This window comes from Peribacillus butanolivorans (assembly GCF_001273755.1).
Classification (GTDB): Bacteria; Bacillota; Bacilli; order Bacillales; family DSM-1321; genus Peribacillus; species Peribacillus butanolivorans.
The window spans coordinates 619,541-645,168 of record NZ_LGYA01000001.1; the positions used below are offsets into that span (position 1 = coordinate 619,541).

At 37.9% G+C, this 25,628-nt stretch carries 25 protein-coding genes; 13 read left to right on the forward strand and 12 right to left on the reverse strand.

The genetic code is table 11. From position 1 onward, the window contains the following. Nucleotides 1-71 precede the first annotated feature (71 nt). Nucleotides 72-671: a DNA-3-methyladenine glycosylase gene (locus AKG34_RS02965; RefSeq protein ID WP_053344707.1), complete on the reverse strand. Its 600-nt coding sequence runs from the start codon at nt 669-671 to the stop codon at nt 72-74. 120 nt (nt 672-791) lie between these two features. Next, nucleotides 792-2,357 (reverse strand): MDR family MFS transporter, encoded by a 1,566-nt coding sequence (locus AKG34_RS02970; protein ID WP_053344708.1) that lies wholly within the window; start codon nt 2,355-2,357, stop codon nt 792-794. 270 nt (nt 2,358-2,627) lie between these two features. Between AKG34_RS02970 and proC the strand changes: the two genes are divergently transcribed. The 3 genes from proC to AKG34_RS02985 all read left to right on the forward strand — a co-directional run bounded on the left by proC (nt 2,628) and on the right by AKG34_RS02985 (nt 5,588). Then, nucleotides 2,628-3,434 carry a pyrroline-5-carboxylate reductase gene (gene proC, locus AKG34_RS02975; protein WP_053344709.1) on the forward strand — a complete coding sequence of 269 codons (807 nt, stop codon included), beginning with the start codon at nt 2,628-2,630 and terminating at the stop codon, nt 3,432-3,434. 85 nt (nt 3,435-3,519) lie between these two features. Beyond that, on the forward strand, nt 3,520-4,887 hold the full coding sequence (locus AKG34_RS02980) for an FAD-binding oxidoreductase (protein ID WP_053344710.1): 1,368 nt from the start codon (nt 3,520-3,522) through the stop codon (nt 4,885-4,887). 104 nt (nt 4,888-4,991) lie between these two features. After that, complete coding sequence (locus AKG34_RS02985; RefSeq protein WP_053344711.1) at nt 4,992-5,588, forward strand: dienelactone hydrolase family protein; 597 nt, start codon at nt 4,992-4,994, stop codon at nt 5,586-5,588. Nucleotides 5,589-5,669: 81 nt separating this feature from the next. Here the strand turns inward: AKG34_RS02985 and ald are convergent, their stop codons facing one another. The 6 genes from ald to AKG34_RS03015 all read right to left on the reverse strand — a co-directional run bounded on the left by ald (nt 5,670) and on the right by AKG34_RS03015 (nt 12,141). Then, nucleotides 5,670-6,803, reverse strand: a complete 1,134-nt coding sequence (gene ald, locus AKG34_RS02990; RefSeq protein ID WP_053344712.1) for an alanine dehydrogenase — start codon at nt 6,801-6,803, stop codon at nt 5,670-5,672. A 198-nt stretch (nt 6,804-7,001) separates the two neighbouring features. Beyond that, nucleotides 7,002-7,823, reverse strand: coding sequence for an EcsC family protein (locus AKG34_RS02995; protein WP_053344713.1), 822 nt, complete (start codon nt 7,821-7,823; stop codon nt 7,002-7,004). A 50-nt stretch (nt 7,824-7,873) separates the two neighbouring features. Continuing rightward, nucleotides 7,874-9,127, reverse strand: coding sequence for a PucR family transcriptional regulator (locus AKG34_RS03000; protein ID WP_053344714.1), 1,254 nt, complete (start codon nt 9,125-9,127; stop codon nt 7,874-7,876). A gap of 144 nt (nt 9,128-9,271) precedes the next feature. Beyond that, on the reverse strand, nt 9,272-10,270 hold the full coding sequence (locus tag AKG34_RS03005; RefSeq protein ID WP_053344715.1) for an inorganic phosphate transporter: 999 nt from the start codon (nt 10,268-10,270) through the stop codon (nt 9,272-9,274). A gap of 15 nt (nt 10,271-10,285) precedes the next feature. Next, a complete protein-coding gene (locus tag AKG34_RS03010; protein ID WP_053344716.1) occupies nt 10,286-10,906 on the reverse strand; it encodes a DUF47 domain-containing protein in 621 nt (206 codons plus the stop codon). A 236-nt stretch (nt 10,907-11,142) separates the two neighbouring features. Next, on the reverse strand, nt 11,143-12,141 hold the full coding sequence (locus AKG34_RS03015; protein WP_053344717.1) for an inorganic phosphate transporter: 999 nt from the start codon (nt 12,139-12,141) through the stop codon (nt 11,143-11,145). A gap of 399 nt (nt 12,142-12,540) precedes the next feature. On the opposite strand from AKG34_RS03015, the gene AKG34_RS03020 reads away from it, so the two are divergent. Together AKG34_RS03020 and AKG34_RS03025 are read left to right on the forward strand one after the other, a co-directional pair. After that, the gene (locus AKG34_RS03020; RefSeq protein ID WP_053344718.1) at nt 12,541-13,371 is read left to right on the forward strand and encodes an aldo/keto reductase; all 831 of its coding nucleotides are present in this window, start codon (nt 12,541-12,543) and stop codon (nt 13,369-13,371) included. 509 nt (nt 13,372-13,880) lie between these two features. Further along, a complete protein-coding gene (locus AKG34_RS03025) occupies nt 13,881-14,135 on the forward strand; it encodes a GlsB/YeaQ/YmgE family stress response membrane protein (protein WP_170946860.1) in 255 nt (84 codons plus the stop codon). Between the two features lie 145 nt (nt 14,136-14,280). On the opposite strand, the gene AKG34_RS03030 is transcribed toward AKG34_RS03025, so the two are convergent. Then, nucleotides 14,281-15,186, reverse strand: coding sequence for an RluA family pseudouridine synthase (locus AKG34_RS03030; RefSeq protein WP_236694865.1), 906 nt, complete (start codon nt 15,184-15,186; stop codon nt 14,281-14,283). Nucleotides 15,187-15,417: 231 nt separating this feature from the next. On the opposite strand from AKG34_RS03030, the gene AKG34_RS03035 reads away from it, so the two are divergent. Next, entirely contained in the window at nt 15,418-15,837 is a 420-nt protein-coding gene (locus AKG34_RS03035) for a DUF5365 family protein (RefSeq protein WP_053344719.1), read from the forward strand. A gap of 70 nt (nt 15,838-15,907) precedes the next feature. On the opposite strand, the gene AKG34_RS03040 is transcribed toward AKG34_RS03035, so the two are convergent. Continuing rightward, complete coding sequence (locus AKG34_RS03040; protein WP_053344720.1) at nt 15,908-16,378, reverse strand: thioredoxin family protein; 471 nt, start codon at nt 16,376-16,378, stop codon at nt 15,908-15,910. Continuing rightward, entirely contained in the window at nt 16,378-16,815 is a 438-nt protein-coding gene (locus AKG34_RS03045) for a disulfide oxidoreductase (RefSeq protein WP_053344721.1), read from the reverse strand. The genes AKG34_RS03040 and AKG34_RS03045 overlap by 1 nt, the downstream gene beginning before the upstream one ends. 391 nt (nt 16,816-17,206) lie before the next feature. Here AKG34_RS03045 and AKG34_RS03050 point away from each other — a divergent pair, with 391 nt between their 5' ends. From AKG34_RS03050 to AKG34_RS03065, 3 genes are all read left to right on the forward strand, one after another. Beyond that, nucleotides 17,207-18,754: a bifunctional GNAT family N-acetyltransferase/carbon-nitrogen hydrolase family protein gene (locus AKG34_RS03050; RefSeq protein WP_053344722.1), complete on the forward strand. Its 1,548-nt coding sequence runs from the start codon at nt 17,207-17,209 to the stop codon at nt 18,752-18,754. 156 nt (nt 18,755-18,910) lie between these two features. Then, nucleotides 18,911-20,641 carry a phospho-sugar mutase gene (locus tag AKG34_RS03055; protein ID WP_053344723.1) on the forward strand — a complete coding sequence of 577 codons (1,731 nt, stop codon included), beginning with the start codon at nt 18,911-18,913 and terminating at the stop codon, nt 20,639-20,641. 200 nt (nt 20,642-20,841) lie between these two features. Beyond that, nucleotides 20,842-21,369: an NADPH-dependent FMN reductase gene (locus AKG34_RS03065; RefSeq protein ID WP_053344725.1), complete on the forward strand. Its 528-nt coding sequence runs from the start codon at nt 20,842-20,844 to the stop codon at nt 21,367-21,369. Between the two features lie 126 nt (nt 21,370-21,495). On the opposite strand, the gene AKG34_RS03070 is transcribed toward AKG34_RS03065, so the two are convergent. Continuing rightward, entirely contained in the window at nt 21,496-21,738 is a 243-nt protein-coding gene (locus tag AKG34_RS03070; protein WP_053344726.1) for a YhdB family protein, read from the reverse strand. 128 nt (nt 21,739-21,866) lie between these two features. Between AKG34_RS03070 and AKG34_RS03075 the strand changes: the two genes are divergently transcribed. The 4 genes from AKG34_RS03075 (at nt 21,867) to AKG34_RS03090 (ending at nt 25,611) form a co-directional block, all read left to right on the forward strand. Continuing rightward, on the forward strand, nt 21,867-22,835 hold the full coding sequence (locus AKG34_RS03075; protein WP_053344727.1) for a M14 family zinc carboxypeptidase: 969 nt from the start codon (nt 21,867-21,869) through the stop codon (nt 22,833-22,835). A 48-nt stretch (nt 22,836-22,883) separates the two neighbouring features. Beyond that, complete coding sequence (locus AKG34_RS03080) at nt 22,884-23,204, forward strand: DUF3889 domain-containing protein (RefSeq protein ID WP_053344728.1); 321 nt, start codon at nt 22,884-22,886, stop codon at nt 23,202-23,204. Between the two features lie 476 nt (nt 23,205-23,680). Next, nucleotides 23,681-24,562 carry a radical SAM/SPASM domain-containing protein gene (locus AKG34_RS03085; protein ID WP_053344729.1) on the forward strand — a complete coding sequence of 294 codons (882 nt, stop codon included), beginning with the start codon at nt 23,681-23,683 and terminating at the stop codon, nt 24,560-24,562. A gap of 206 nt (nt 24,563-24,768) precedes the next feature. Next, nucleotides 24,769-25,611 (forward strand): MurR/RpiR family transcriptional regulator, encoded by an 843-nt coding sequence (locus tag AKG34_RS03090; RefSeq protein ID WP_053344730.1) that lies wholly within the window; start codon nt 24,769-24,771, stop codon nt 25,609-25,611. Nucleotides 25,612-25,628: the final 17 nt, after the last annotated feature.

The following is a 25,628-nucleotide window of genomic DNA, read 5'->3' on the forward strand; positions in this document are numbered from 1 at the left end:
CTGAAACCCAAAAGGAAAGAGTGACCGTGTTTTGCGGTCACTCCTTTTAAGTATAGGAAAATAATAAATTATTAGCGAGATATAAAAGGATTGTCGGTTACCCAAAAACGCCATGGATAGTCCTTCGCTTCTCCGGAGTTGCCAATGCCGATGCGGGGTCCGCTGGATATGTGCTCAGGCTTTTTTCCAGTAGCAAGATAAAGCGGCGGCTTTGTGAAAGGTTGCCCATAATCGGCCATAGTAATGCCTAGTGCTTTGGATAACTTTCCAGGTCCGTTCGTCAACTTTCGAAAATCAGCAAGCCCACGTCTTTCATGCATTAACTCAAGCCCTGAATAGGGTTCCACAGCCCGGATTAAGATGGCTTCCGGCTTATCCAGCCCACCGCTTACGACATTGACAAGCGTATGGGTGTGCATGACGTATGTATAGATCATTCCGGACTTTCCGAACATCACTTCAGTCCGCTTCGTCCTTCTATTTCCAAAACTATGTGCAGCCCTATCTTCCGGTCCCATATAGGCTTCGGTTTCAACAATAAATCCAGAAGCGATTCCTTCTGATGTTTCTTTTACCAGCAGGCAGCCGAGAAGGGATTTTGCCAGCACGAGCGTTGGCTGCTGATAAAACTCCGGTGGTAATATTGAATGGAAATTTGTATCCTTTAGCATAGTATCACTCCATATAGTCTCTTATAGATAAAATTCCCTTATTGTAGAAAAAGAAACCTAGGGATGAAGGAAAGTAAAAAGACCGGCTGGAAAGGCGCCGGTCTCCATGTTAATCATTTATTAACCTAAATCTTTTTCCGTTTCTTGATCTCTTTTGATTTTTCCAGAACCAACTGAAAGAGCAACTAATATTCCTACAGAGACAAAAAAGATACCAGTGACAAATACACTTGAAAATGCATCAATCCAGGCATTTTCAATGGTTTTTATAATGATATTGCTGACCTCAGCCGGCATTTTCAGATTCTCAGGATAGAGCATGATATTGAACAAATTATCTGTTTTATCGGCAAGTGCCTTCAATGCTTCTTGTATTAGGGTGTTTTTTTCACTAACAACCGCGTCATCCATATTTTGCTGTAGATTGTGATTCATGACTGCATTCAAAATCGTAATACCCATCGTTCCGCCTATTGATCGAAAGAAGGTCGAGGCTGCAGTGACCGATCCTAACTGTGATTTTGGAAATTCATTTTGAACGGCAATCATCAGGGTCGGCATAACAAGACCCATTCCCACACCTAAGACAGCCATGAAGGAATAAGCGGTCAGAATTGTAGTTTCACCATCCATCGTACTCATTAGGAAAAAGCCGAGAGTCGCAATGGCCATTCCAAAGGTAAGCACGGTACGAAAACGAAATTTTAACAACAGCCGCCCGCCAACGACACTAGAAAGAATCAACCCGATCATCATCGGAGTCATGGTCGATCCGGCTTTTGTTGGTGACACTCCTAAAACTCCTTGCATGAACAGTGGGACAAACATAATAGCCCCGAACATGCCCAGACCTAGCAAAAATCCTAAGATATTCGTGGTGGCAAAAACTCTATTTTTAAAGAGAGATAAATCAAGAATTGGTTCAACTGCTTTTCTTTCAAAAATGATAAATAGGACAATAAAGACAAGGGTGCTGCCGAAAATCAAGAGAGATTCAAGTGATATCCATTCGAATTTATCACCCCCGAATGTTAAGCCCAATAAAAGCAGGACAATACCAGGAATTAAGGTGAAAATACCAAGGAAATCGATATTCACTTTCTCTGTTTTTTGAATCGCTTCGTTCTTCAACCCGACATAAATCAAAATCGCTGATAATAATCCCGTCGGTACATTAATGAGGAAGATCCAATGCCAGCTGATATGGTCGACAATCAGTCCACCCAGAAAAGGACCAATTACAGAACTTAAGCCAAAAAGGGCTCCGAATACACCCTGCCATTTGGCTCTTTGTTCAGCAGTGAAAATATCGCCGATAATCGTTTGGGATAAGGGCATGATCATCCCGCCCCCGATTCCTTGCAGCCCCCGATAGATAATCAGCTGCTCCATCGAAGTGGCAGTGGCGCATAAAAAAGAGCCAATCGTAAAAATAACTGTACCAATCAAATAAAGGGAACGTCTGCCATATAAATCTGAAAGCTTCCCAACAATCGGTACAACGGTCGTAGAGGCAATTAAATAGGCAGTCGTCACCCATGCAAAGATAGTGAAACCATTCAATTCCCCAATAATCGTTGGCATTGCTGTCCCGACGATTGTCTGTTCCAATGAACTGAAAAACATACCAATGATCAATCCTGTTAAGACAAGCTTGGTATTGACTGCTCTTTTCTCGATTTGCATTTCATTTCTCCATTTCCTTAAACTGTATTCCTTTTTTCAACTAATGACTAATAGGTCAAAATTATATAGTGGAAATGACTTATAAGTCAATCCTTTTTTTTCGCTAAAAAATTCAGTTGCATAAGTCGTTTATTCGTCTATTTCATCTTAGTAATTCGACTAGAAATATGCAATTCCTTCCTAATCTAAATATCTGCGACGTGTTTCCATTTGCCATATCCTATATAATAAGAGAGAGTATAGATGAACTTATGATTGGAAGTGTAAGATATGAATAAAAAAATCGGGTTTATTGGATGCGGTAAAATGGGAGCGGCAATGCTTGAAGGCATGTTGCGCTCGGAAGTCATCTCACCTGAAAATATAATGGTCAGCACAGCAAGTGTTGAGACTTTGACGAAGATCACCTCGAAATATAAGATTGAAGGCTGTTTAGATAATAAAGAGGTAGCCGGTTTTGCCGATTTGCTCTTTTTAGGGATTCAACCCGCCATGCATAAGCAAGTGCTCGACGAAGTTAAGATTCATGTGAAAGAAGGAGCTGTGATCATTACAATGGCAGCTGGAATAACTACATCACAAATTGAGGAAGGTTTGGGAAAACCAGTGAAGGTTGTCCGAACGATGCCAAACACTCCTTCCCTTGTCGGTGAAGGCATGACGGCAATCAGCATTAATCGTGAAATCACAGCAGCTGATATTACTGATGTTACTACACTGTTGAATTCTTTTGGAAAAACAGAGCTTATACATGAAGATTTGATGGACGCAGTGCCAGCAATCAGTGGATCCTCACCGGCTTATGTATACATGTTTATCGAGGCGCTTGCGGATGGAGCAGTTCGTGACGGTATTCCACGAAAACAAGCATATCGAATGGCCGCACAATCTGTAATGGGTGCTGCTAAAATGGTGCTTGAAACAGAAAAGCATCCTGGCGCTTTAAAGGACGATGTATGCACTCCGGGGGGGGCAACAATATCTGCGGTTGCTTCTTTAGAGGAGAATCAGTTCAGAGCTAGTATTTTACAAGCGATGAAAGCCTGCACTGATAGAACGAAGGGGCTCGGACAGTAAGAATTATAGATTGCCTATTCTCAGGCAATCTACTTTTTTACATAATATTATCAGAATGTTTAGTTAAAAAAGAGGGGGAAGCAGAATGAATACATATATAGAGGATTTAAAAAAGATACTAACGGAAGAACAAGTCACGGTGAATGAAACTATATTAGAGCAGCACAGTCATGATGAATCGTATCATACTCCGCACTTACCGGATATGGTCGTTTATCCAAGAAGTGCTGTAGAAGTGAGCGCAGTCATGCGTTATGCGAATGAACATGAAATACCAGTCATTCCTTTTGGTCTAGGTTCGAGTTTGGAAGGACATGTGGTTCCAATTAAAGGGGGAATTTCGCTCGATTTATCCTTGATGAATCAGGTGTTGGAAATCAGGGAAAGTGATTTTTTGGTGAAGGTCCAACCAGGTGTGACACGGACGCAGTTGAATAAAGAATTGAAAAAATACGGATTGTTTTTTTCTGTCGACCCCGGAGCCGATGCGACATTGGGAGGGATGGCAGCTACGAATGCAAGTGGCACAACTTCGGTTAAATATGGGATAATGCGCGATCAGGTTCGGGATTTGGAAGTGGTTCTAGCAAACGGTGAAATTATCCATACCGGAAGCTTAGCTACAAAATCATCATCCGGGATACATTTAAATGGCTTATTTGTCGGTTCGGAAGGCACGCTAGGTGTATTTACTGAACTGACTCTAAAGGTGTACGGCATTCCTGAAGTAACAATGGCAGGGAGAGCTTCATTTCCAACCGTTGAACAAGCAGTATCTGCCGTCAATGGAATCATGCTAGCTGGGATTCCAATTGCGCGTATTGAATTGGTCGATGCCGAGTCTATTAAAAAAGTAAATCAATTTATGGACAAATTTTATGAAGTTAAACCAACATTATTCTTGGAGTTTCACGGGAATTTTGCCGGACTAGAACAGGATGTCAATTTTGCTAAGGAAATCGTAAGTGATTTTGGCTGTGAGGATATCCAGTTTGAAACGGATTCAAAAGCGCGAAATGCATTATGGGAAGCTCGCCATAATCTTGCATATGCTTTTATTCACAGTGCTCCTGGTAAGAAGCTGATGGTCACGGACGTAAGTGTGCCCCTCCATGAATTGTCGAATGCCATATTAGAAACAAGGAAAAAAGTCGAACAATCCAAAGTAGAAGGAGCGATTGTGGGCCATGTGGGTGATGGAAATTATCATGTGTTATTCATGATTGATCTAAGTAATCTAGAGGAAGTGAAAGAAGCGAAGCGGTTAAATGAAGAAATAGTCGAATATGCCTTAGCGAAAGGCGGTACATGTACGGGTGAACATGGGGTTGGGCTTGGAAAATCCAAATATCAGCGGAGAGAGCATGGAGCGGCATATGAGGTGATGAAAACGATCAAGCAGGCATTGGACCCGAATGGAATAATGAATCCAGGGAAGATTTTTGTAGATTGATAGTTGAAACATGAAAGAGGGTGCTTTAGGCACCCTCTTTCTGAAACGACAAAAGGGACAGGGGAACTGTATGATGAAGAGAAAAATCTTAACAGGGGTACAAGATGTTCAAGATACAAACAAAAAATACTAATAAAGTAATCATTGTACTGCATGAAATTTACGGGGTTAATCAACATATGAAGGATTTTTGTGAGTTATTATCAAAACAGAACTTTGATGTCATTTGTCCAAACTTTTTGCAACGGGAAGAACCATTTGCTTATGTGCAAGAAAAAGAAGCATATCTTAATTTTATGGATAATGTAGGTTTTACTAAGGCATCGAACAAAATAAAAAAGATAATATTGGAAGCTAATGAGGAATACTCAAAAATATTCATCATTGGATTTAGTATAGGGGCGACAATTGCTTGGTTATGTAGTGAGGAGATATTTGTTGATGGAATAGTAGGATATTATGGCTCCCGCATAAGGGATTATTTAGAAAAAGCACCAAAATGCCCTACATTGCTGATCTTTCCTCAAGAAGAACGATCGGTTGATGTAGCCGAGTTAGTTTTACATCTAGATAAAGAGAATATCGAGATACATACATTTAATGGTTTTCACGGTTTTAGTGACCCGTTTTCTCCTAAATATAATATAGAATCAGCAGAAAAAGCCAGTAGCCGAGTTATTAGGTTTTTACTAAAGTCATAGTAACTGTAGCGGGAAGATTCCCGATTAAGTGCAATAAAAAAGACTCCAGACGCGATGAACGTCTTTGGAGTCTCCTTATTATTATGCGTTAATATTATTTGGGTTTAAAGCATTTTCAACACTAACATAGTTGTAGCCTAGGTCTGATGCAACTGCTTCGAACGTGATTTCTCCATTGGCTACATTGACGCCTTTTGCAAGGGCATCGTTTTCAAGGATTGCTTTGATGGCGCCTTTGTTGGCAATTTGCAGTGCGAAAGGTACAGTTACGTTCGTTAAGGCAACTGTAGATGTTTGAGGCACTGCTCCTGGCATATTTGCTACCGCGTAATGAACTACTCCATGTTTAACATAAGTAGGGTTATCATGTGTTGTTATGTGGTCAACCGTTTCAAAGATACCGCCTTGGTCGATAGCAACATCGACAATGACTGAACCTGGAGACATTGATTTAACCATTTCTTCAGTAACGAGCTTAGGAGCTTTAGCACCTGGAATCAGAACTGCACCGATCACTAAATCAGCTTCTTTGACTGCTTCAGCTATATTATAAGGATTTGAAATGAGTGTAGTTAGTTCATTTCCGAAAATATCATCCAATTGACGAAGGCGATCAGGACTTAAGTCAAGAATGGTAACATCTGCGCCTAATCCAATGGCGATTTTAGCTGCATTTGTTCCAACCATACCGCCGCCGACGACAGCGACTTTACCACGTTTAACTCCAGGAACTCCGCTTAATAGAATTCCTTTACCACCGTTATTTTTTTCAAGGAACTGAGCACCGATTTGCGCTGCCATACGTCCAGCCACTTCACTCATTGGTGTCAATAAAGGAAGTGTACGGTTTACTGCAACCGTTTCATAAGCAATAGCCAAGACACCGCTTTCTTTTAGAGCCTGTGCAAGAGCTGGTTCAGCTGCAAGATGCAGATATGTGAAAAGAATTAAATCTTTACGGAAATATTTATATTCAGATGAGATAGGTTCTTTTACCTTCATGATCATTTCTGTGCTTGCCCAAACGCTAGCAGCGTCCTCGACTATAACAGCTCCAGCTTCTTGATATGATTCATTTGTAAAACTGCTTCCTAATCCTGCGTTCATTTCGATTAATACTTCATGTCCCGCATTGACTAATGCTACAACCCCAGCTGGAGTGATAGCTACACGGTTTTCGTTGTTTTTAATCTCTTTCGGAATTCCTATTCTCATCTTAATCCCTCCAATAATTTGTTTTACTATTTGTATCACAAGTATAATGGGAAAAAGAAACAGTTAGTATGTGGAAATCAGAAAAAGGAAAAAGGTGTATTTGTGGAATTCCACAAACGCAGTATCAATAATCATGGACTTGCCAGGGTTAAGTGCTTAGTTTAGATAGTTAACGTGAGAAAACATTACGCTGAAATCTTAATTTTTTGCAACCGGTTCGTGCATTCGCTCCAAAATCCTTCTTTTCTTATATAGCATTATTCCCGTATCGGCCATATCAGCGATCATAGAGCGATTGGTAAAGGCACCAAAGATTATTCCAGCAACAGGTACCATTTGCAGAAGCTTTTTCCAACCAAACTGATCACGATATGTATAAACAACTTCCCGCCATCCTTGCAATTCAGAAGCAAGTTCTCTTTTGGATTCAGATTCGGGAAGGTGCATATTCGACAATTCCTTTAACAGTGCCTTTTTTCCGACAACATCTGATGTAGTAAATTGTAGGCATTTGACGATGAAAATACGCTCCTGACGGTCTCGTGGATTGTAGCCGTAAGAGAGAGCAATTTCCTGAAGTGTCTTGATTGACATACCAAGAAGCAAGGGGATGTCAATAGCTAAGGTGAAGATTCCACCTATGCCGGTAGTAGCACCCTGAACTGTGGCCAATTTACTTCCGGACTTTTTAATCTCTTGACTAACACTGTCCATAATATGAAGGGGAAGTTTTGAAACATCTTCTATGGAGGAAACATTCAGTTCAGGATTCTTGGCCTGCAGCTGATTTAGAATATTGGATTCCTTTGTTAAATAGTGTCCTCCGGTTTGAATATAGCTACCGATTTCATCGAGCATGACACCAAGCTTTTTCTGTATGAAGTCCGGTGTTAGCTTGTCTAAAAGTTTGAAGGGGAGACGTCCAATTCGTTCCCAAAACCATAACCCATTCTGGTCTTTTTCCCATTTTTCAATGATTTTTAATTCTTTCTCAAGTTCTTCATTCGATTCTAGATTCATTTAACCAACCTTTCCATTTATTTGTTTTTTCCATATGTTGATGGAATATTTCAATTTTTCTTGTGAAATTTGTCAAATTCATAAAGTTTTATATCTAGAAATAGAGACATTTTTTGAATCGGATCTTTTAAACGAATATTTCCTACTTCTGTAATCCGTTTTAAACGGTAATTTAAGGTATTCACATGGATATGAAGATTTCTTGAAGCTTCATTTGGATTGCAGTCTTTCTCTAAATAGACAGTAAGTGTTTGCAGTAATTCTGTTTGGTTTTTCAAGTCATAAGCTCTTAGCTTCAAAATAGAAGGATGAGCGTGACGTTGTTTGTTGTTTGCAAGAGTTTCAATCATTTGAAACATGCCTAGCTCTTCATAATGTAAAATAAGCTTCATATCATGAGGAAAAATATTTTTCATTTTTAAGGTATATTGAGCTTCTTCATAGCTTGATTTTACATCCATTAAGTTTTTATACATATTACCTGAAGTACCAAGGATATGTTCAACGCCAAAACGCCGTTTCATTTCTAATATGAAGAAAGGAATGAAATCATAAATGGATGTGGTAAAAGAAGGGCAATTTTCTTGGTCTGATCCCGCAAAAAGAATGAGCTTGTTATGGTCAATGGCAAATAAGAACCTGTTTATCTTTTGAGTAGTCGTTAACATATAGGAAATGTAGCGTTCTACTTCGCGATTGATCTCTTTAGGGAATTCGAATACTAATATGGAAAAAACAACAGGAACTTGGATAGAAAACTTCGTGAAATTTTCTATTATTTCTGATTCTTCTTGATAATGTCCAGTTAACATACGCCAAAGAAACTCCTGATGACCTGCTTCTTTCCTTTTCTTTTTTAATTGTAATTGCTGCAACTGGTTTTTCGCTTCTTTTGCAGCAAATTGAAGAAAGTCCATATCTTCTTCGGAGAAAGGTTGATTCACTTCCAAGGCCCAAATGAAGCCAAGGACTTCATTATTTTTCCTAATAGAGACTGCCGCTCGATTACCGAGACCGACATCATTGATAGCCCCAATTTTAATAGGAACGTCCTCTTTCAATAAAGCCGGGATAAACCCATCTTTCCATAAGCTGTTGATGACTTTTTCAGGAACGCGCCTTCCGATAATGGTCATGATGCGTGCTTGGTCGGTTGTATCATCATGCGTACTATAAGCAAGCAGGCGATGGTTTCCGTCCTCAATTGTAATGGGACAGCCTAAGACGGAACTGATTCTATCCGCAAACTCCATCATATCTCCATAAAGGTCTTTAAAAATATCTCTATTTGTGAATTCCTTCATTATTATTTTGCCCCTCGCTTAAAAGATTCCTTTTACTTTAAATTTTAAACGATTATTCATGATTTAGCATAGAATTATATCCATGTTTTTTACGGGAGAAACAGAAAATCCCTACCGATGGAAACCGGAAGGGATTTTTTTATTTTAGAATAGGAAATTAATCAATAGGTAAAGCAAACCTGCTAATGTTGCTGAGATAGGAATGGTAATGAACCAGGTAACAATCATTCTTCTTGCCGTTCCCCATTTTACGCCCTTAACACGGTGGGCTGAACCAACTCCAAGAATCGAAGAAGAAATAACATGTGTTGTACTAACTGGCATGTGTATCACGGTCGCGCCAAAAATGATTAAGGCTCCTGTTAAATCCGCAGCAACACCATTGACAGGGCGGATCTTCATAATCTTGCCGCCAACGGTTTTAATGATTTTCCATCCGCCAACAGAAGTCCCAAGTCCCATTGCTAACGCACAGGAAAATTGAACCCAGAAGGGGATGTCAGTACTTGTTGCATACCCGTTTGCAATAAGGGCCATTGTAATGATCCCCATGGCTTTTTGGGCGTCATTCGTTCCGTGGGTATACGATTGTAGAGCTGCAGTTGCAATCTGTATAGTACGGAATCTCTGGTTTGTTTTTGTCAGGTTATTATTTTTAAATATAACTTTAAAGATGCTGTATACGATAAATCCAATTACAAAAGCAATTATAGGGGAGAAAATCAAAGCTTGAAGAATTTTCAAAAATCCTTCCCATTTAATACCGGCGAAACCAGCTGCTGCAATGGCGGCACCTGCAATCGAACCAATCAATGCGTGGGATGAACTGCTTGGTATCCCGTAATACCATGTAAGGAGGTTCCATATAATAGCGGCAAGTAAAGCTGCCAAGATTACATATGAACCATTTGGAAGCGTGAACGGATCCACAATATCCTTAGTTATGGTCTTCGCTACGCCTGTAAACGTCATAGCTCCGACGAAGTTCATGATGGCTGCCATGACAATGGCATGCCGAGGTTTCATGGCCTTTGTTGAAACAGCTGTAGCAATTGCATTTGCTGTATCATGGAAACCATTGATGAAGTCAAATGCTAAAGCAAAGAAAACGATTAATATAGTTAAAATTAATAAAGTATCCATTTATGGGGGTACTCCTTAGGCGTTTTTCATTATGATTGTTTCAAGTGTATTGGCCACAGCTTGACAGTGATCAGCGATCTCTTCAAGGCTTTCGTATATTTCTTTATATTGAATGATTCTGATTGGATCCTTTTCAACCGTAAACAAGTTTTTGATTGATTGACGTTGGATTCCGTCACAAACAGATTCAAGGTCTTTAATTTTAATTGCATTTTCACGAATCATTGGTAATTTTTTTGTGGAAAGTGTATCGACAGCTATTTCAATCTCATACGTACACTCTTTAATTGCATCCACAAATTTAAGCATATACTCATCAGCATTGACGATGGAGTACATTTCGAATAATGCGGCGCAGTGTTCCAAACCGTCTATGACATCATCCATTCTCATGGTTAATTCTAGGATATCCTCACGTTCGATAGGAGTGATGAAGGCATTGTTTAGTTCTTTAATTACGTTATGAACCATTGAATCGCCTTTATGCTCATAATCTTTCATAGTATCTGAAAATACTTTTAGATCGGAGATATTCTTCAGTTTATAATCCGCGAAATAGTCAGCACCTTCTTTAAGGTTTTGAGCGATGTTAAAAAGCATTACTGCGAATTTGTCTTTTTTAGATTTAAAAGCCATGTTAAGCCTCCCAATTAGTCATGCAAATTTTACGTAAAATTATTATACGCTTAGTATTAACAAGTTGATTGTAACGAATTCATGTGGTATCAGGAAAGGTTTTTCGACGAAAATTTACAAAATCTTAATAAAACTTTACAATCGAAAACAAGGATAAGTAAAAAAAGGGAATCAATTACACTTAAAAGGACTAAATCAGTAGAAAAAACCTTTCCGATATGGAAAGGCTTAAGGTTTTATAAAAATAAAGCAATTAGATAATAAATCAATCCTGCTAAAGAAGCAGAAATCGGCAAGGTTATGAACCAAGTGATTAACATACTTTTAGCTGTTCCCCATTTTACACCTTTGATACGGTGTGCAGAACCTACCCCAAGTATAGATGATGAGATGACATGTGTCGTACTGACCGGCATATGCAGGAATGTAGCACCGAAAATTATCGCTGCACCGGTCATATCGGCAGCGACCCCATTTACTGGACGTATTTTCATGATCTTACCGCCCACCGTTTTAATGATCTTCCAACCACCGATTGAGGTACCAAGCGCCATTGCGATTGCGCACGATAATTGCACCCAAAAGGGGACATCAGAGCTAGAGGCATATCCGTTAGCCATTAAAGCCATAGTGATGATACCCATGGATTTTTGAGCATCATTTGTTCCGTGTGTATAAGACTGAATGGCAGCTGTAAGAATTTGTATTCTCCTGAATCGCTTGTTAGTCTTTCCTAAATTATTATTTTTGAAAATTACCTTAAAGATGCTGTACACAATAAATCCAAGTGTAAAGGCAAGAATCGGAGATAAAATTAATGCTTGGACGATTTTGGTGAATCCACTCCATTTAATCGTATCGAAACCTCCAGCCACAATGGCAGCTCCCGCTATAGAACCAATAATAGCATGGGAAGAACTGCTTGGAATACCAAAATACCATGTGATTAAATTCCATGTTATTGCAGAAAGTAGAGCAGCGAGGATTACATATGAGCCATTGTTTAATGTGAAAGGATCAACAATATCCTTCGTAATGGTATGTGCTACACCAGTGAATGTCAGCGCTCCTAATAAATTCATGACCGCAGCCAAAATGATCGCATGACGTGGTTTAAGCGCCTTAGTTGATACGGCTGTTGCAATAGCATTGGCTGTATCATGAAATCCATTGATAAAGTCAAAGATCAAAGCAAAGATAATAATTAGCGCGGTTAAGATGAATATAGTATTCATACATGGAAGACTCCCTTAATATTCAAGTATGTAATGAGAAAATTTAGATAGTGACCAATGAATGGGCGTTGGACAACTTTGCAACTCCACATTATTAGAATGGAAGTTTTACGTTTGATTATTCTTTAAAGATGGCACCTTCTTCTTTTTCTTGGTTTACGGACGGACTATTCAATTGTAACTAATTTCTTATCTATTAGCATAGATATTTCGTCATTTTTTTACAAAATATTTAACTTAATGAAGGATTAAATGATAAATTTTCACTTTAAATTGAAAATTTTGGATAAAATGTTTGTGGAGTCATTTAATAAACCTTTAAATTCCGAGGCTTATGGTTAGAAATAAAAGGTAGGACGATGATATAGTTGGTAAATAAAAGGTAAGGGGGATTGGCAAATGATATCAAGTATAGAGGAAACGATTACTTTACATAATGGAGTAAAAATGCCGCAGGTAGGTTTCGGTGTATTTAAAGTGAAAAATGGCAGTGAAACGGTTGAGTCTGTCAAGAAAGCAATCGAAGTAGGATACCGTTCAATTGATACGGCTGCCGTTTATGAAAATGAAGAAGGTGTAGGACAGGCTATTAGAGAAAGCGGAATATCGCGTGAAGAATTGTTCATCACATCTAAAGTGTGGAATACTGATCAAGGGTATGAAACGACCCTTCAGGCATTTGATGATAGTTTGAAACGCCTTGGTTTGGAATATTTAGATTTATACTTAATTCACTGGCCAGGAAAAGACAAATACCTGGAAACGTGGAAGGCGTTAGAGAAGCTTTACAATGAAGGAAAAGTGAAATCAATCGGTGTAAGTAATTTCCATGTCCACCATTTAGAAAAATTATTAGCGAACAGTGAAATAAAACCTGTCGTAAACCAAATAGAATTACATCCACTTTTGACTCAAGTTGAAATTCGTGATTACTGCGAAAAGCATGATATCAAGGTAGAAGCATGGAGCCCGCTAGGTAGGGGGAGCTTAATAGAAGAACCGACTATCAATCATATTGCAAAGAAGCATGGAAAAAGCTCTGCTCAAGTATTAATTAGATGGCATCTCCAACATGAAATTGTCGTTATCCCTAAATCGATTACGCCGTCCCGTATCGAGGAAAATGCACAAGTGTTTGACTTTTCATTGAGTCTTAACGAAATGAATCAAATTGATGCCTTAAACAAAAATGAACGATTTGGAAGCAATCCGGATGAAATTTTGTTTTAATGATTGATGATATAGACTTTAAAGAGAACTGAAAATGATATGAGGGTGTCCCAGTAATTTCGGGGCATCTTTTTTTCGTTATAACATATTTGAGCTAGATACTGCTTATAATATGAATGTGACAAAAGTGCAGCATAGTGTATACCCTTTTCATAAGTCTAATAATCATTTTTTCTTTACCAAATATTTTTAAAAAAAATGAGGTTTTAGATTATTTTAACGGGGAAAATAATGAGTACAGCGGCAAACAAAAAGAAAAACACACTAACATTGAGGAGTGTCCAATCAGTTCCTCAGGGTCAATAGCTAGCTAACTTTTCCCACTAACTAAAGCATTCACATTCATTAGATATTGTGCATAATCGGCATCATACCATTTGAGTGTAAAGGTTAATGAATTGAACAGGGCATGAATATTTGGAAGTGATGAGATTTCTTGGAGTCTGCTGTAGAACAGGAAAATATACTGTCTGGTATAAAAATACAACTACTTAAGGAGGAAATATATTATGGGATTTTTATGGTCATTAATTATCGGAGGTATTATCGGTTGGTTAGCAGGTATGATAGTAGGACGTGACGTACCATTTGGTATCATTGGTAACATCATCGCTGGTTTTGTTGGTGCATGGTTAGGTTCATTAATTCTTGGGAACTGGGGACCTTCAGTAGCAGATTTCGCTATTATTCCTGCATTAATTGGAGCAATCGTATTTGTCTTCATATTAAGCTTGATTTTAAAAGGCATGAGAAAAGCTTCTTAAATATCACAATAAAAGCTGGCTCAAGAGGCCAGCTTGTTTTTTTGATTCATAATCCTTACTATACAGCTTTAGAAACGGCTGCTTATAATGATAAAATTTTAAAAAAACTGACTCCTACTTATCTGGAGTCAGCTTTTTTTGTATATTAGAGAGTCTCAAATATCCCGGACTTATCTAAGAAAGGTGCTTCTATTATCATTTTTTCTTCGGAAATTGGATGGATAAATTCAATTTTTCGAGCATGAAGGGCTTGCCGTGGAAAGGTATTTTTTCCGCCGTACAAGGTATCACCAGCCAAGGGATGATTTAAGTGGCTAAAGTGCACCCTGATTTGGTGGGTGCGGCCGCTTTCCAAAGTGCAACTCACAAGCGTTAAGTTTTTCTTCGAATCCCGCTTAAGCACTTGGAAATGGGTAACAGCCACCTGGCCAGTAGGTGAAACCCTTCGTCTAGTAGCATGATGGCGGTCTCTACCAATTTTTTCGTTGATTTTACCTTCATTCTTTTGGATGATTCCTTCAACTAAAGCGACATATGTTCGTTTGATTTTTCTTTCTTCCAGCATTCTATCCAACATAGACCCAGTGAGGCGATCTTTGGCAAAAAGAACGGCTCCGGTGGTATTTTTATCAAGCCTATGAATATGCTTAATCATACAGGTTTGGCAGGTGTTATGAAGGTGGTACGCTACACCATTGATGAGCGTATGTGTATCGCCGGGTTGAGAAGGGTGGGTATCCATTCCTGCCGGTTTATTGGCAATCAATAATAAGTCATCTTCATATAAGATAGAAATCCCTAAATCTACAGCTTTAACGGTTTCATTTTCAGCATTCATTAAAGGAATGCTAATCGTATCGCCTTCGGATAGAGTAGTTGTCCATGAAACAGTATTTCCGTTCAATTTTACTTCTTTACTCATTCTCCACTCATGCACCAATTTCTTTGGCGCCTTCCAGTGGTCCTTAAAAAGCTTATCTAATGTTAATCCATTCCAACTTTGAAGTACTTCAATTGATAATATTTGGTTTGTTATATGAAAATGTCCCAATATAATTCCTACTTTCGACTTATATGATTGTAATTAATTGAAAAAAATATATAATGATTACGAATAAAAGTAAAATTAGTAACATTAGACCTATTGTTTAGAATTCAGTGGCGAAAATTACCACGTTTTTTTTACAATATTTATGTTATTCTAGAGGGAAAGAAATCGCTTGTCCTAGAATATACATACTATTAGATAGGTCTAATGGATCTAAAAAAGGTGGTTTTTTTAGTGAAGACGGTCTTTTCTTCAACCGAAGAACAAGAGCAAGAAATTGCGAGTCTCGTTGCACGTTTCTACAAATCTGTATTTCCTAAATACTTCACAGAAAATGAAATTATTCATTTTCGAGAGATAGGCGTTTTGCAGCCGAATAAAAGTACATTTACCTACTTTGCAACACTAAGAGACGCATTTCAAGTAATGGCATGCCTTCAAGTCCTCTTGTCCATTCTAGACAAAAAGAAGATAGAGGATTCTTTTATAATTGAATCTAAATTTGGAGAATTATTTCAACATAACATTACTCTATTGAATGAATGCGGAATCTTTTTCCCTTTTTATTATGACCATTTTACACGTATAAACCATGAAGCAAGTAAAGATATGCAAATGATGGATATTCAGGTGGCGAATCAATATTTAGTATAAAACATTAAAAATGAGCCGGCTATAACGGAAATACTTTTCCCGTTATAGCCGACTCATTTTTTTTCTATCCTTAATTAATATCATTGTCCTCAAACCATTTTTTGAAGGTTTGTTCTTCGTTATAGCCAACTATACGTTCTTGTTCTTTTCCGTTTTTAAAGTGAACAATTGTCGGTGTGCTTTTGATGCCATAATCGCTCCAGCCTTGTTCAAACTCCAATAAATTGTATTGAACGAGATCGATACCCATTTCTTCAGCCAACGGAGCTACGATAGGTGTAGTTTTTTGACAGTGAGAGCACGTAGGGCTATAAAAATAAACAGTCATTTCTTCTTTATCTTGAAGGTCATTCTCTAATTCTTCGGGAAGGATCAGATTTTGATAATTTGGGTCATCCAATTGATCGACGGTGGCGGATTTAAGATGCTCTTTGCCATACGGATTTCCTTTTGATTTTTCTTCTTTTTTTAAGTTTGTCAAAACGCCTAGAATGACAAAAAGCGCGACGATTATCACTAAAAATATAACCATTTTCTTCATTAAGCTGCAACCTCCTTGGATCTTGTCCATACGATGTAACTGCATATGAAAATAATGACAAATGCAGCTAAAGCTAGAAACGGGATGGTAATAAAACCAAAAACGTTAATATATTGTCCTGTACAGGGAACCCTTCCGCATGCTAGGGTATGTTCGGAAAAAAATGATACCTTTTGTATTAAATAATGATAAGTTGAAATAAATGCTCCAATTGCAGATAATATCATGCTATAGAAGCTGATCCAATAATCTTTTCGAATGATTGCAATTCCTAAAATGATTGTAAAAGGATACATGATAATCCGCTGATACCAACAAAGCATACATGGTTCATATTGCTTAATCTCAGAAAAATATAAACTTCCAAGCATAGCAATGATGGAAGCAGCCCAGGCTACAAATAATATATTCTCCCCGCTGCGTTTTGTATTGTTCATCGATCCTCTTCCCCATCTCTTTTTTCTCTTATAAAAATTATAGTATGTATGGATGCGGTCTGTAAAATATATATTCTTTTTATGGGGGTACAGAATAGATTTGGTCGCGGGAAGAATTAAAAACTTTAAAAGAGTGGCTGTTAGCTTAACAGATAATAGGTAATTAAACATAATTTAACAGGAGTAATGATGGTACGATAAGGCTACCCAGTACGTGAATTGGCAGTAAGAAAGGTAATAAAAAATAAAGATGTTATCTATATGCTTCCGAAAGGAAGAAAAGTCATACTTTATCTAGGAAGTATTGAATAGGTTGGAGAAGGTTCAGTTGTTTTAATTTTTGAATAAGGGGTATAATTCTTATGGAAGAGATTAAAGGAGTTTGAGGAAAATGCCTAATTTGGACCTGCATAAATATGAAAAAATAATGGAAATACGTAACATGAGGCTAGGGGACATTGATGAAATAATTGCTTTACAATCTAGTTGCTTTCCTGGAATGGATCCATGGAAGCGCGATCAGCTTGAAAGTCATCTGGAAATTTTTCCAGAAGGACAATTTGTAGCTGAATATGATGGAAAAGTGATTGGATCATGTTCTAGCCTCATTATTAATTTTGACGAATATGATGATCGCCATACATGGGATGATGTAACCGATAATGGATACATCACGAATCATAATCCGGACGGTTATAATTTATATGGAATCGAGGTCATGGTCCATCCTAAATTCCGCAGGATGAAAATTGGTCAAAGACTATATGATTCAAGAAAAGAACTTGTTGCCCATTTGAACTTAAAAAGCATCATTATTGGCGGCAGGATTCCTAATTACCATAAACATGCGGAGGAATTGCTACCTAGAGAATATGTGAAAGAAGTGCAATTACATAAAATATATGATCCGGTTCTATCGTTCCAGCTTTTAAATGGCTTCACGCTCATGAGGATAAATCCTAATTATTTGCCTGATGATTTGCAATCCAATAAATATGCTACACTCATGGAGTGGAATAACGTTGATTATCAGCCGAAAACAAAACGTTATTATAAAACATCTGAACCGGTACGTATCTGCGTCGTGCAATACATGTTGCGTAAAATCGATTCATTCGAAGACTTCGCTAACCAAGTCGAGTATTTCACCGACGTTGCTTCGGATGCTAATGCGGATTTCGCCGTATTCCCGGAATTGTTCACGACCCAGCTGATGTCTTTCTTAAATGAAAGATCACCAAGCTTGGCAGTACGGAAACTGTCGGATTTCACGGAACAGTATATTGAATTGTTTACCACTTTAGCTGTAAGGTATAACGTCAATATAATTGGCGGTTCTCATTTCGTTAAAGAAGACGATGATAATATCTATAATATAGCCTATTTATTCCGCCGTGATGGGACGATTGAAAAGCAATATAAAATTCATATTACACCGAATGAAAGAAAATGGTGGGGCATCAATGCTGGTGACCGTGTACGCGTCTTTGATACAGACTGTGGAAAGATCGCCATTCAAATTTGTTATGATATTGAGTTCCCGGAACTTGCTCGGATTGCGACTGATATGGGAGCTAAGATTATTTTTACGCCATTTTGTACGGAAGACCGACAAGGTTATCTGCGTGTTCGCTATTGTGCTCAGGCCCGTGCAGTGGAAAACCAAATTTATACGGTTATTTCTGGGACTGTCGGGAATCTGCCGCAAACGGAAAATATGGATATTCAATATGCACAATCAGGGATTTTCGCCCCGTCGGATTTTGAATTTGCACGTGACGGGATTGTTGGGGAAACGAGCCCGAATCTTGAGATGGTTCTGATTGGCGATGTTGATTTAGAAATATTAAGACGTGAGCGACAATCGGGTACCGTAAGACAATTAAAAGATAGACGCCATGATATTTACAAACTACATTATCAAAAAGGTGAAAAATAAAGATATAAAGTAGCTCGTGATGAAAAAGCCACGCTCGATGTGGCTTTTTTTATTACGAGCCTTACTTCATTTATTGGGAAAAATGTGATAATTTTGTTATAGAAGCAGATACATAAGAGTTTTTTAAAAAAAGGTCGTTGAGAGGGGATGTCAGAGATGGACTGGAAATCAGTATACACCACTTGGGCAGGATATCAGAATTTAAATGGGGAATTACGTGTCCTACTTGAGGAAATGCAACAGGATGAAGCTAAACTCGAAGATGCCTTTTATAAGAATTTAGAATTTGGAACAGGCGGTATGCGTGGAGAAATTGGAGCAGGAACCAACCGAATGAATATTTACACTGTAAGAAAGGCTACGGCTGGATTGGCTCAATATATTTCAACGTTCGGGGAAGAGGCAAAAGGAAGAGGTGCTGTCATTGCTTATGATTCAAGACATAAGTCTCCGGAATTTGCACTCGAAGCAGCTAAAACCTTGGCTACATTTGGCGTAAAGGCTTATTTATTCGATGAATTACGCCCAACTCCAGAATTGTCATTTGCTGTTCGCAAGCTAAATGCATTTGCTGGAATTGTCATCACAGCGAGTCATAATCCACCTGAATATAATGGTTACAAGGTTTATGGATCAGATGGAGCACAGTTACCTCCGGAAGCTGCTGACCAAGTGATTAGCTACGTGAATGCCATTGAAAATGAACTTGAAATACAAATTAAAGATGCTAAAGATCTTAAAGAGCAAGGGCTTATAGAAATAATCGGGGAAGAACTGGATGCAGCTTATAATATAGAGTTGCTCACAGTTCCTGAAAATCCACAGCTTGCTGAGGAAATAGATGTATCACTAGTCTTTACCCCACTTCATGGAACGGCAAATAAATCAGTCCGTCGTGCCCTGCAGAGCTTAGGTTATCAAAACGTCCATATCGTTAAGGAACAGGAATTACCGGATCCAGACTTTTCAACGGTCAAATCTCCAAATCCGGAGGAACCTGCAGCATTTGAATTGGCCATCGAGCTTGGAAATAAAGTCGAAGCGGACTTATTAATTGCGACAGACCCAGATGCCGACCGACTTGGTATTGCCGTGAAGAACAAATCGGGCAAATATGTCGTTCTGACTGGAAATCAAACAGGTGCGCTTTTTCTAGATTATTTACTAGCTCAGAAAAAAGAAAAAGGTACGATACCTAAAAATGGAATTGTCTTAAAAACCATTGTGACTTCAGAAATCGGGCGGACAATTGCAGAGTCCTATGGCTTAAAGACGATGGATGTACTTACCGGATTTAAATTCATTGCTGAGAAAATAAATCAATATAATAAAAGTGGCGAACACAGCTTTTTGTTCGGGTATGAAGAAAGCTACGGATATTTAATTAAGGATTTTGCTCGTGATAAAGATGCTATTCAAGCAGCAGTGCTTGCTGTCGAAGTCTGTGCTTATTACAAAAAGCAGGGATTGACTCTTTATGAAGGTTTATTGAACGTCTTTGAAAAATATGGCTTCTATCTGGAAGGGTTGCGTTCATTAACGTTAAAAGGAATTGAGGGAGCGAAACAGATTCAAGGAATATTGGATCAATTCCGTCAGAACCCGCCAACGCAAATCGCAGGCATCCAAGTAGTCGTCGAGGAAGACTATCAGAGCAGCAAAAAGCATTCACTAACTTCAAATAGTGAAGAGCTAATTGAGCTTCCGAAATCAAACGTATTGAAATACTTCCTTAAAGATGGGACATGGGTATGCCTTCGTCCTTCAGGTACAGAACCGAAAATTAAATTTTATTTCGGTGTCCAAGGCAAGACGATGGCGGAATCAGAAGCTAAATTATCAGCTGTTATAGCAGACTTTATGGTGAAAATTGAAGCATTAGTCTAAAGTGATAAACAGATGAATGTATACGAAGGGCTTCAGGTCCTTCGTTTTTTTGCGTAAAGTTGTTTTTTAGATGAAGTTGGAATACGTTTAGTGGAATAAATGTCTCTAATTCAAGGAAATTTTTAGCGGGTTTTGATATACTGAAAAAGAGAGTAACATGGGTGAAATATTCAAATAGAAACAATGGAGGAGTATTATACATGAAATTAGTCATCATTAATGGATCACCACGTAAACAAGGGCGTACAGGGATTGCCTCTCGCTTCATTTCCAAGCAATATGGAGCAGAACTAATCGATTTAAGTAACAGTGAGATTCCTTTATATTCAGGTGAAGGTGAGCAATATCAATTGAATGTAATTCAAGATTTTCGTAAAAGTATTGAAGAAGCGGATGGAGTGATTTTGACATCTCCGGAATATCATGGTTCGATGAGTGGTGCTTTGAAAAATGCATTGGATTTTCTAAGCAGTGATCAATTTACACACAAACCAGTTGCTTTACTAGCTGTATCAGGCGGTGGTAAAGGTGGGATTAATGCGTTAAATTCTATGAGAACAGTGGGCCGCAGCCTATATGCAAATGTGATTTCAAAACAATTAGTGCTTGATCCGCATTGCTTCGATTATGAGAATGACGGTTTAACTGAAGAGCCTGCGTTACTTGTCGAGGCCTTAATTGAAGAACTTAAAATGTATGCAACTGCTTATGCAACAATGAAAAAATAATGGATGAGGGTCAGGTATAAAAATACCTGACCCTTGTTTTTTAGGTTTTCACCAGCCACAGTTAAATCCTCATGAAATTAATCTTCTTGTATATATTTTCCCGTTTTGCAAAAACTATTGTTGATTTTAGCTTGGGAGTTCACTTAAATAATCACTTGTCTTTTCTGCCGCATGATCCAAATAACGAAGCAGTGCATACAGTTGAGATTGAATAATTTGATAATCATGCTCAAACCGATAGGCGTGTAAAAAATGTTCTATTTTTTTCGAAAGAAAGTGATCTTTCGTACGAACCATTAATACTAACAGGCTGTCCCAATCAGAGCGGTGTGTGTGAAACAAAGCCTGATCATAATCCGCAATTTTCATGTAGTTCTCCTCCTTAGGAGCTATTTGTATTTTGTTCAGATTGGGTAGAACATTTACTTACAATAAGTGGCGATGTATACGGGCCGCGGTTGTTGCTTTTTACCTGAATAAAAATAAAAGGTGAGAACATGAAAAAGATAATCTTAATAGTATTGATTGGTCTTCTTTTTTTTCCTGAAGCACCACGCGCAGAACAGGTGTATTCACCTGGACAAATGGAAAAGGACCTACAAGAAATTCAGGATCAGTATAAATTTGAAGTCCAAAAAATTGGAAAAACGGAAAAAGGAAAATATATAAAAGCAGTCAAGTTAGGGAAAGGGAAAAAATCCATCTTACTAGTAGGCTCACATCATGGGCGAGAATGGCTAAGCTCTATCCTGTTGATTACTATGCTAAAAGACTATGCAGCAGCCTATCAAGCGGGCAAGCCAATAGGCGGGTTTCCTTCAGGTTTATTGGATGAAGTGAGCATCTGGTTTATCCCGATGCTGAATCCTGATGGAGTCAGCATTCAACAAGGAGATTTATCAAATTTGAATTTCCTTGAAAAAGCAGGGGTCTGGAGAATGAATAGATATAGTACGAATTGGTCGCGGTGGAAGGCCAACGCAAAAGGGATTGATTTAAACAGGCAATATCCGATTGGGTGGGAAGAAGTAATGAGTGATGCAAAAAAACCTACTTATCAATTTTATAAAGGGGAACAACCACTAGAAGCTACAGAGGTAAAAGCGCTTGCGGATTTTACGAAGAAAGTTGATCCCACAATTGCGGTGTCCTATCATACATCCGGCCGAGAAATTTTCTGGCATTATCAAAATAAGAGAGAGAATATGGCGAGGGATTATGGCATTGCGAAAAAAACAGCAGAATTAACAGGTTATGAACTGACCTTTCCGGAAAAGGAGGCGGTAGGCAGCGGATTTACGGATTGGTTCATAACCGAGTTCAAGCGCCCGGGAATGACAATTGAACTTAGTTATTTGGTGGATGAAACCAATCCCCCATTTTCTGTATTTCCTGAGGAATGGAAACGGAACCGGTTAGTTGGGATTATGCTTGTAAAAGAAGCGAACAAGCTGCATAACAAATGAACAATTTAACATAATAAAACTAACAGGATGTATGAGGAGGAAATGGTTTTGAAAAAAGTCATCATGATGATTTTAGGACTTCTTGTAATTTTACAATTTGGTTCCATATCAACACATGCCCAAAAACCAGATTACGAAAAATACGGAAAGATTGCAATCGCCGTCGTACAGGCCGATTACCCTGAAGTTGAGATTACTGATTATGAATATAAGGGAAGAAAAACAATAGGGAAAAATCAGGTGGAAGACGATTTTAGTTTCTTAGTCGTGGAGAAAGGCAATAAATTCAAAGTCACTGTGGCAGTCCAACATGATCTTACCAATGAAAAATTACTTAGTTTAAAGGTCACAGAACAGAAGGAAAAGTAAATTTACTCCAATATATTTTAGTATTATTTAACATCTTCGGTTTTTGAGGATGTTTTTTCTATTAACGATGAACAATTAATCACGAACTTTTCCGCCTTCCCACATTAGGAAAAAGATGGAAGACTAGGGATAAAAGTGCAGAGCATAAGGCTCTGGAATATGACCTTAGTGGAATCATGGCCTGAAACTAAAATCAGATCTATCTGTTGATTTATAAAAAATACAAAAGATCTATAGGTGATGAGGAAGTGAAATGAGGAAATTAAGCCATGATTGACTCAATCAGGGGATTTTTGGAACCTTGAATGAAAGGGTAATTGGTAAATGAAATCAAATATATAATAAGTTTACATAATTGTGATTTTAATTTCACCCTTTGTACCGCTACAATTAACTTTTCATTGCATTTATGAGCCGCTAACACGTATAGTTAGAATCAGATTGACAATATAGCATGACTTTAGGGGTATTTTATAATGAGAAAGTTTAAGAAAGTTTATGTAGAAATTACGAATATATGTAACTTGAAATGTAATTTTTGTCCTAGTTCTAGCTTGCAGAGGACATTGAAGTTTATGGATCCGGATGGTTTTACTCATGTTATTGAGAAAATCAAACCACACACCGATCATATTTATTTTCACCTGATGGGTGAACCATTTTTAAATAAAGATTTAGGAACGTTCTTGGATATTAGTGCCGAACATGATCTGAAAGTGAATATAACAACGAATGGTACTTTGATTCAAAAGGTAAAAGAAAAGCTGCTTTCCAAAAAAGCACTTCGTCAGGTGAATATTTCACTTCATAGCTTTGAAGCGAATGATACGAGTAATAGTCTAGACTCATATGTGAGTAATATTGCCGACTTTATTAATGAGGCAAACGAAACAAGTGAAATGATCTGCGCAATTCGATTATGGAATATGGATACGGATGAGCTTAAGGCGAGTAATGGTCTAAACGATGATATTCTCAGTATGTTGGAGGAGAAGCTTTCGTTGGATATTCGATTAAGTGAAGCTCTTCAGGATAAGAATAATATTAAACTGAAGGACCGTGTTTATATAAATATGGCTGAAAAATTTGAATGGCCAGAATTGGACCGCGACATTATCGATGAGAATATTTTCTGTTATGCTCTAAGAGACCAGTTAGGTATCTTAGTGGACGGTACAGTTGTTCCTTGCTGTTTGGATAGTGAAGGGAAAATTCCACTGGGGAATATATTTGAATCATCTCTTGAAGAAATTATAAATGGTGAACGGGCTAAAAATATGTTTGATGGTTTTTCGAGAAGATGTGCAGTCGAAGAACTATGTAAACGATGTGGCTATGCAAAGCGTCATAAAAAATAAGAGGTAAAGAAAACCACGAAGAATCTTCGTGGTTTTTTTTGACTAATGTTTAATATTTATTAAGGTTTTTTTATTAAAAATTCTGAATATTGTTGTTTTATTAAAATGCCCATGATAAAATATTCTCTATTATAAATGAAGTGAAAACTTCATATAGTAATAAAAAAAGTTTTGGATTCATATTTTGTCTGTAAGGGGAAGGTTTTATGGATTTGCAGCAAAAAGTTAAAGAGGTATTCCCTGGATTATCTACTGGCCAAAAAAAGGTAGCAAATTACTTGTTAGTTCATTCACATACATTTGCAGTCAGCTCAGCTCAAAAGTTAGGGAAGGATATAGGGGTGAGTGAAACAACCATCATTCGCTTTTGTTATTCGTTAGGGTTAAGTGGATTTGCGGAACTTCAAAAACTTATTCGTAATCAATTAATATTCGAGAGTAGCCTGAATGAATATCATTCTTCTAAACTAGAAGTTGCGAATCAGCCAAACTTCATGGCACAAGTAATGCAGAAAGATATCGTCAGTATCGAAAAAACAATAAAAAATCTATCTAATGATGATTTTACAAAATCAGTCGATAAATTGGCGGCAGCCGACCAAGTATTAATTTCCGGACATCGTTTATCATTTTCAGCGGCGCATTGGTTAACTTTTACGCTTAGACTTGTAAGGGAAGAAGTCCATTTATATAGACCGGATACAGATGACATTTTTTTACAACTAAACAAAATAACTGAAAATTCTGTTTTTGTAGCAATCTCATTTCATCGTTATGTGAAAGAAACTGTGAAAATTACGGAAATGGCAAAACAAGCGGGTGCATTTGTAATCGGAGTTACCGATTCTGAATTGGCTCCAATTGCGGACTTTACGGACGTTTTATTGCCCATTTCAGCACCTAGAACTTCCACTATCGATACTGCACCTGTTCTATTCTCATTATTAAATAGTTTAGTAGCAGGTGTATCGATTAAAGACGCGCAGGGATTTAAAGAAAGAAAGGCTATGTATGATGCGTTCAATCAAGATGATGATTTTTTCTTTTAACAGAAAAAAGGGGAGAA

Bases quoted from the DNA above. Each gene is read 5' to 3' on its own strand.
- AKG34_RS02985 (WP_053344711.1), top strand. From the start codon at position 4,992: ATGTTCAAGATACAAACAAAAAATACTAATAAAGTAATCATTGTACTG.
- AKG34_RS03055 (WP_053344723.1), top strand. From the start codon at position 18,911: ATGGACTGGAAATCAGTATACACCACTTGGGCAGGATATCAGAATTTA.
- proC (WP_053344709.1), top strand. From the start codon at position 2,628: ATGAATAAAAAAATCGGGTTTATTGGATGCGGTAAAATGGGAGCGGCA.
- AKG34_RS03040 (WP_053344720.1), bottom strand. From the start codon at position 16,378: ATGAAGAAAATGGTTATATTTTTAGTGATAATCGTCGCGCTTTTTGTC.
- AKG34_RS02995 (WP_053344713.1), bottom strand. From the start codon at position 7,823: ATGAATCTAGAATCGAATGAAGAACTTGAGAAAGAATTAAAAATCATT.
- AKG34_RS03005 (WP_053344715.1), bottom strand. From the start codon at position 10,270: ATGGATACTTTATTAATTTTAACTATATTAATCGTTTTCTTTGCTTTA.
- ald (WP_053344712.1), bottom strand. From the start codon at position 6,803: ATGAGAATAGGAATTCCGAAAGAGATTAAAAACAACGAAAACCGTGTA.
- AKG34_RS03045 (WP_053344721.1), bottom strand. From the start codon at position 16,815: ATGAACAATACAAAACGCAGCGGGGAGAATATATTATTTGTAGCCTGG.
- AKG34_RS02970 (WP_053344708.1), bottom strand. From the start codon at position 2,357: ATGCAAATCGAGAAAAGAGCAGTCAATACCAAGCTTGTCTTAACAGGA.
- AKG34_RS03085 (WP_053344729.1), top strand. From the start codon at position 23,681: ATGAGAAAGTTTAAGAAAGTTTATGTAGAAATTACGAATATATGTAAC.
- AKG34_RS03075 (WP_053344727.1), top strand. From the start codon at position 21,867: ATGAAAAAGATAATCTTAATAGTATTGATTGGTCTTCTTTTTTTTCCT.
- AKG34_RS03015 (WP_053344717.1), bottom strand. From the start codon at position 12,141: ATGAATACTATATTCATCTTAACCGCGCTAATTATTATCTTTGCTTTG.
- AKG34_RS03070 (WP_053344726.1), bottom strand. From the start codon at position 21,738: ATGAAAATTGCGGATTATGATCAGGCTTTGTTTCACACACACCGCTCT.
- AKG34_RS02980 (WP_053344710.1), top strand. From the start codon at position 3,520: ATGAATACATATATAGAGGATTTAAAAAAGATACTAACGGAAGAACAA.
- AKG34_RS03065 (WP_053344725.1), top strand. From the start codon at position 20,842: ATGAAATTAGTCATCATTAATGGATCACCACGTAAACAAGGGCGTACA.
- AKG34_RS03010 (WP_053344716.1), bottom strand. From the start codon at position 10,906: ATGGCTTTTAAATCTAAAAAAGACAAATTCGCAGTAATGCTTTTTAAC.
- AKG34_RS03020 (WP_053344718.1), top strand. From the start codon at position 12,541: ATGATATCAAGTATAGAGGAAACGATTACTTTACATAATGGAGTAAAA.
- AKG34_RS03025 (WP_170946860.1), top strand. From the start codon at position 13,881: ATGGGATTTTTATGGTCATTAATTATCGGAGGTATTATCGGTTGGTTA.
- AKG34_RS02965 (WP_053344707.1), bottom strand. From the start codon at position 671: ATGCTAAAGGATACAAATTTCCATTCAATATTACCACCGGAGTTTTAT.
- AKG34_RS03090 (WP_053344730.1), top strand. From the start codon at position 24,769: ATGGATTTGCAGCAAAAAGTTAAAGAGGTATTCCCTGGATTATCTACT.
- AKG34_RS03000 (WP_053344714.1), bottom strand. From the start codon at position 9,127: ATGAAGGAATTCACAAATAGAGATATTTTTAAAGACCTTTATGGAGAT.
- AKG34_RS03050 (WP_053344722.1), top strand. From the start codon at position 17,207: ATGCCTAATTTGGACCTGCATAAATATGAAAAAATAATGGAAATACGT.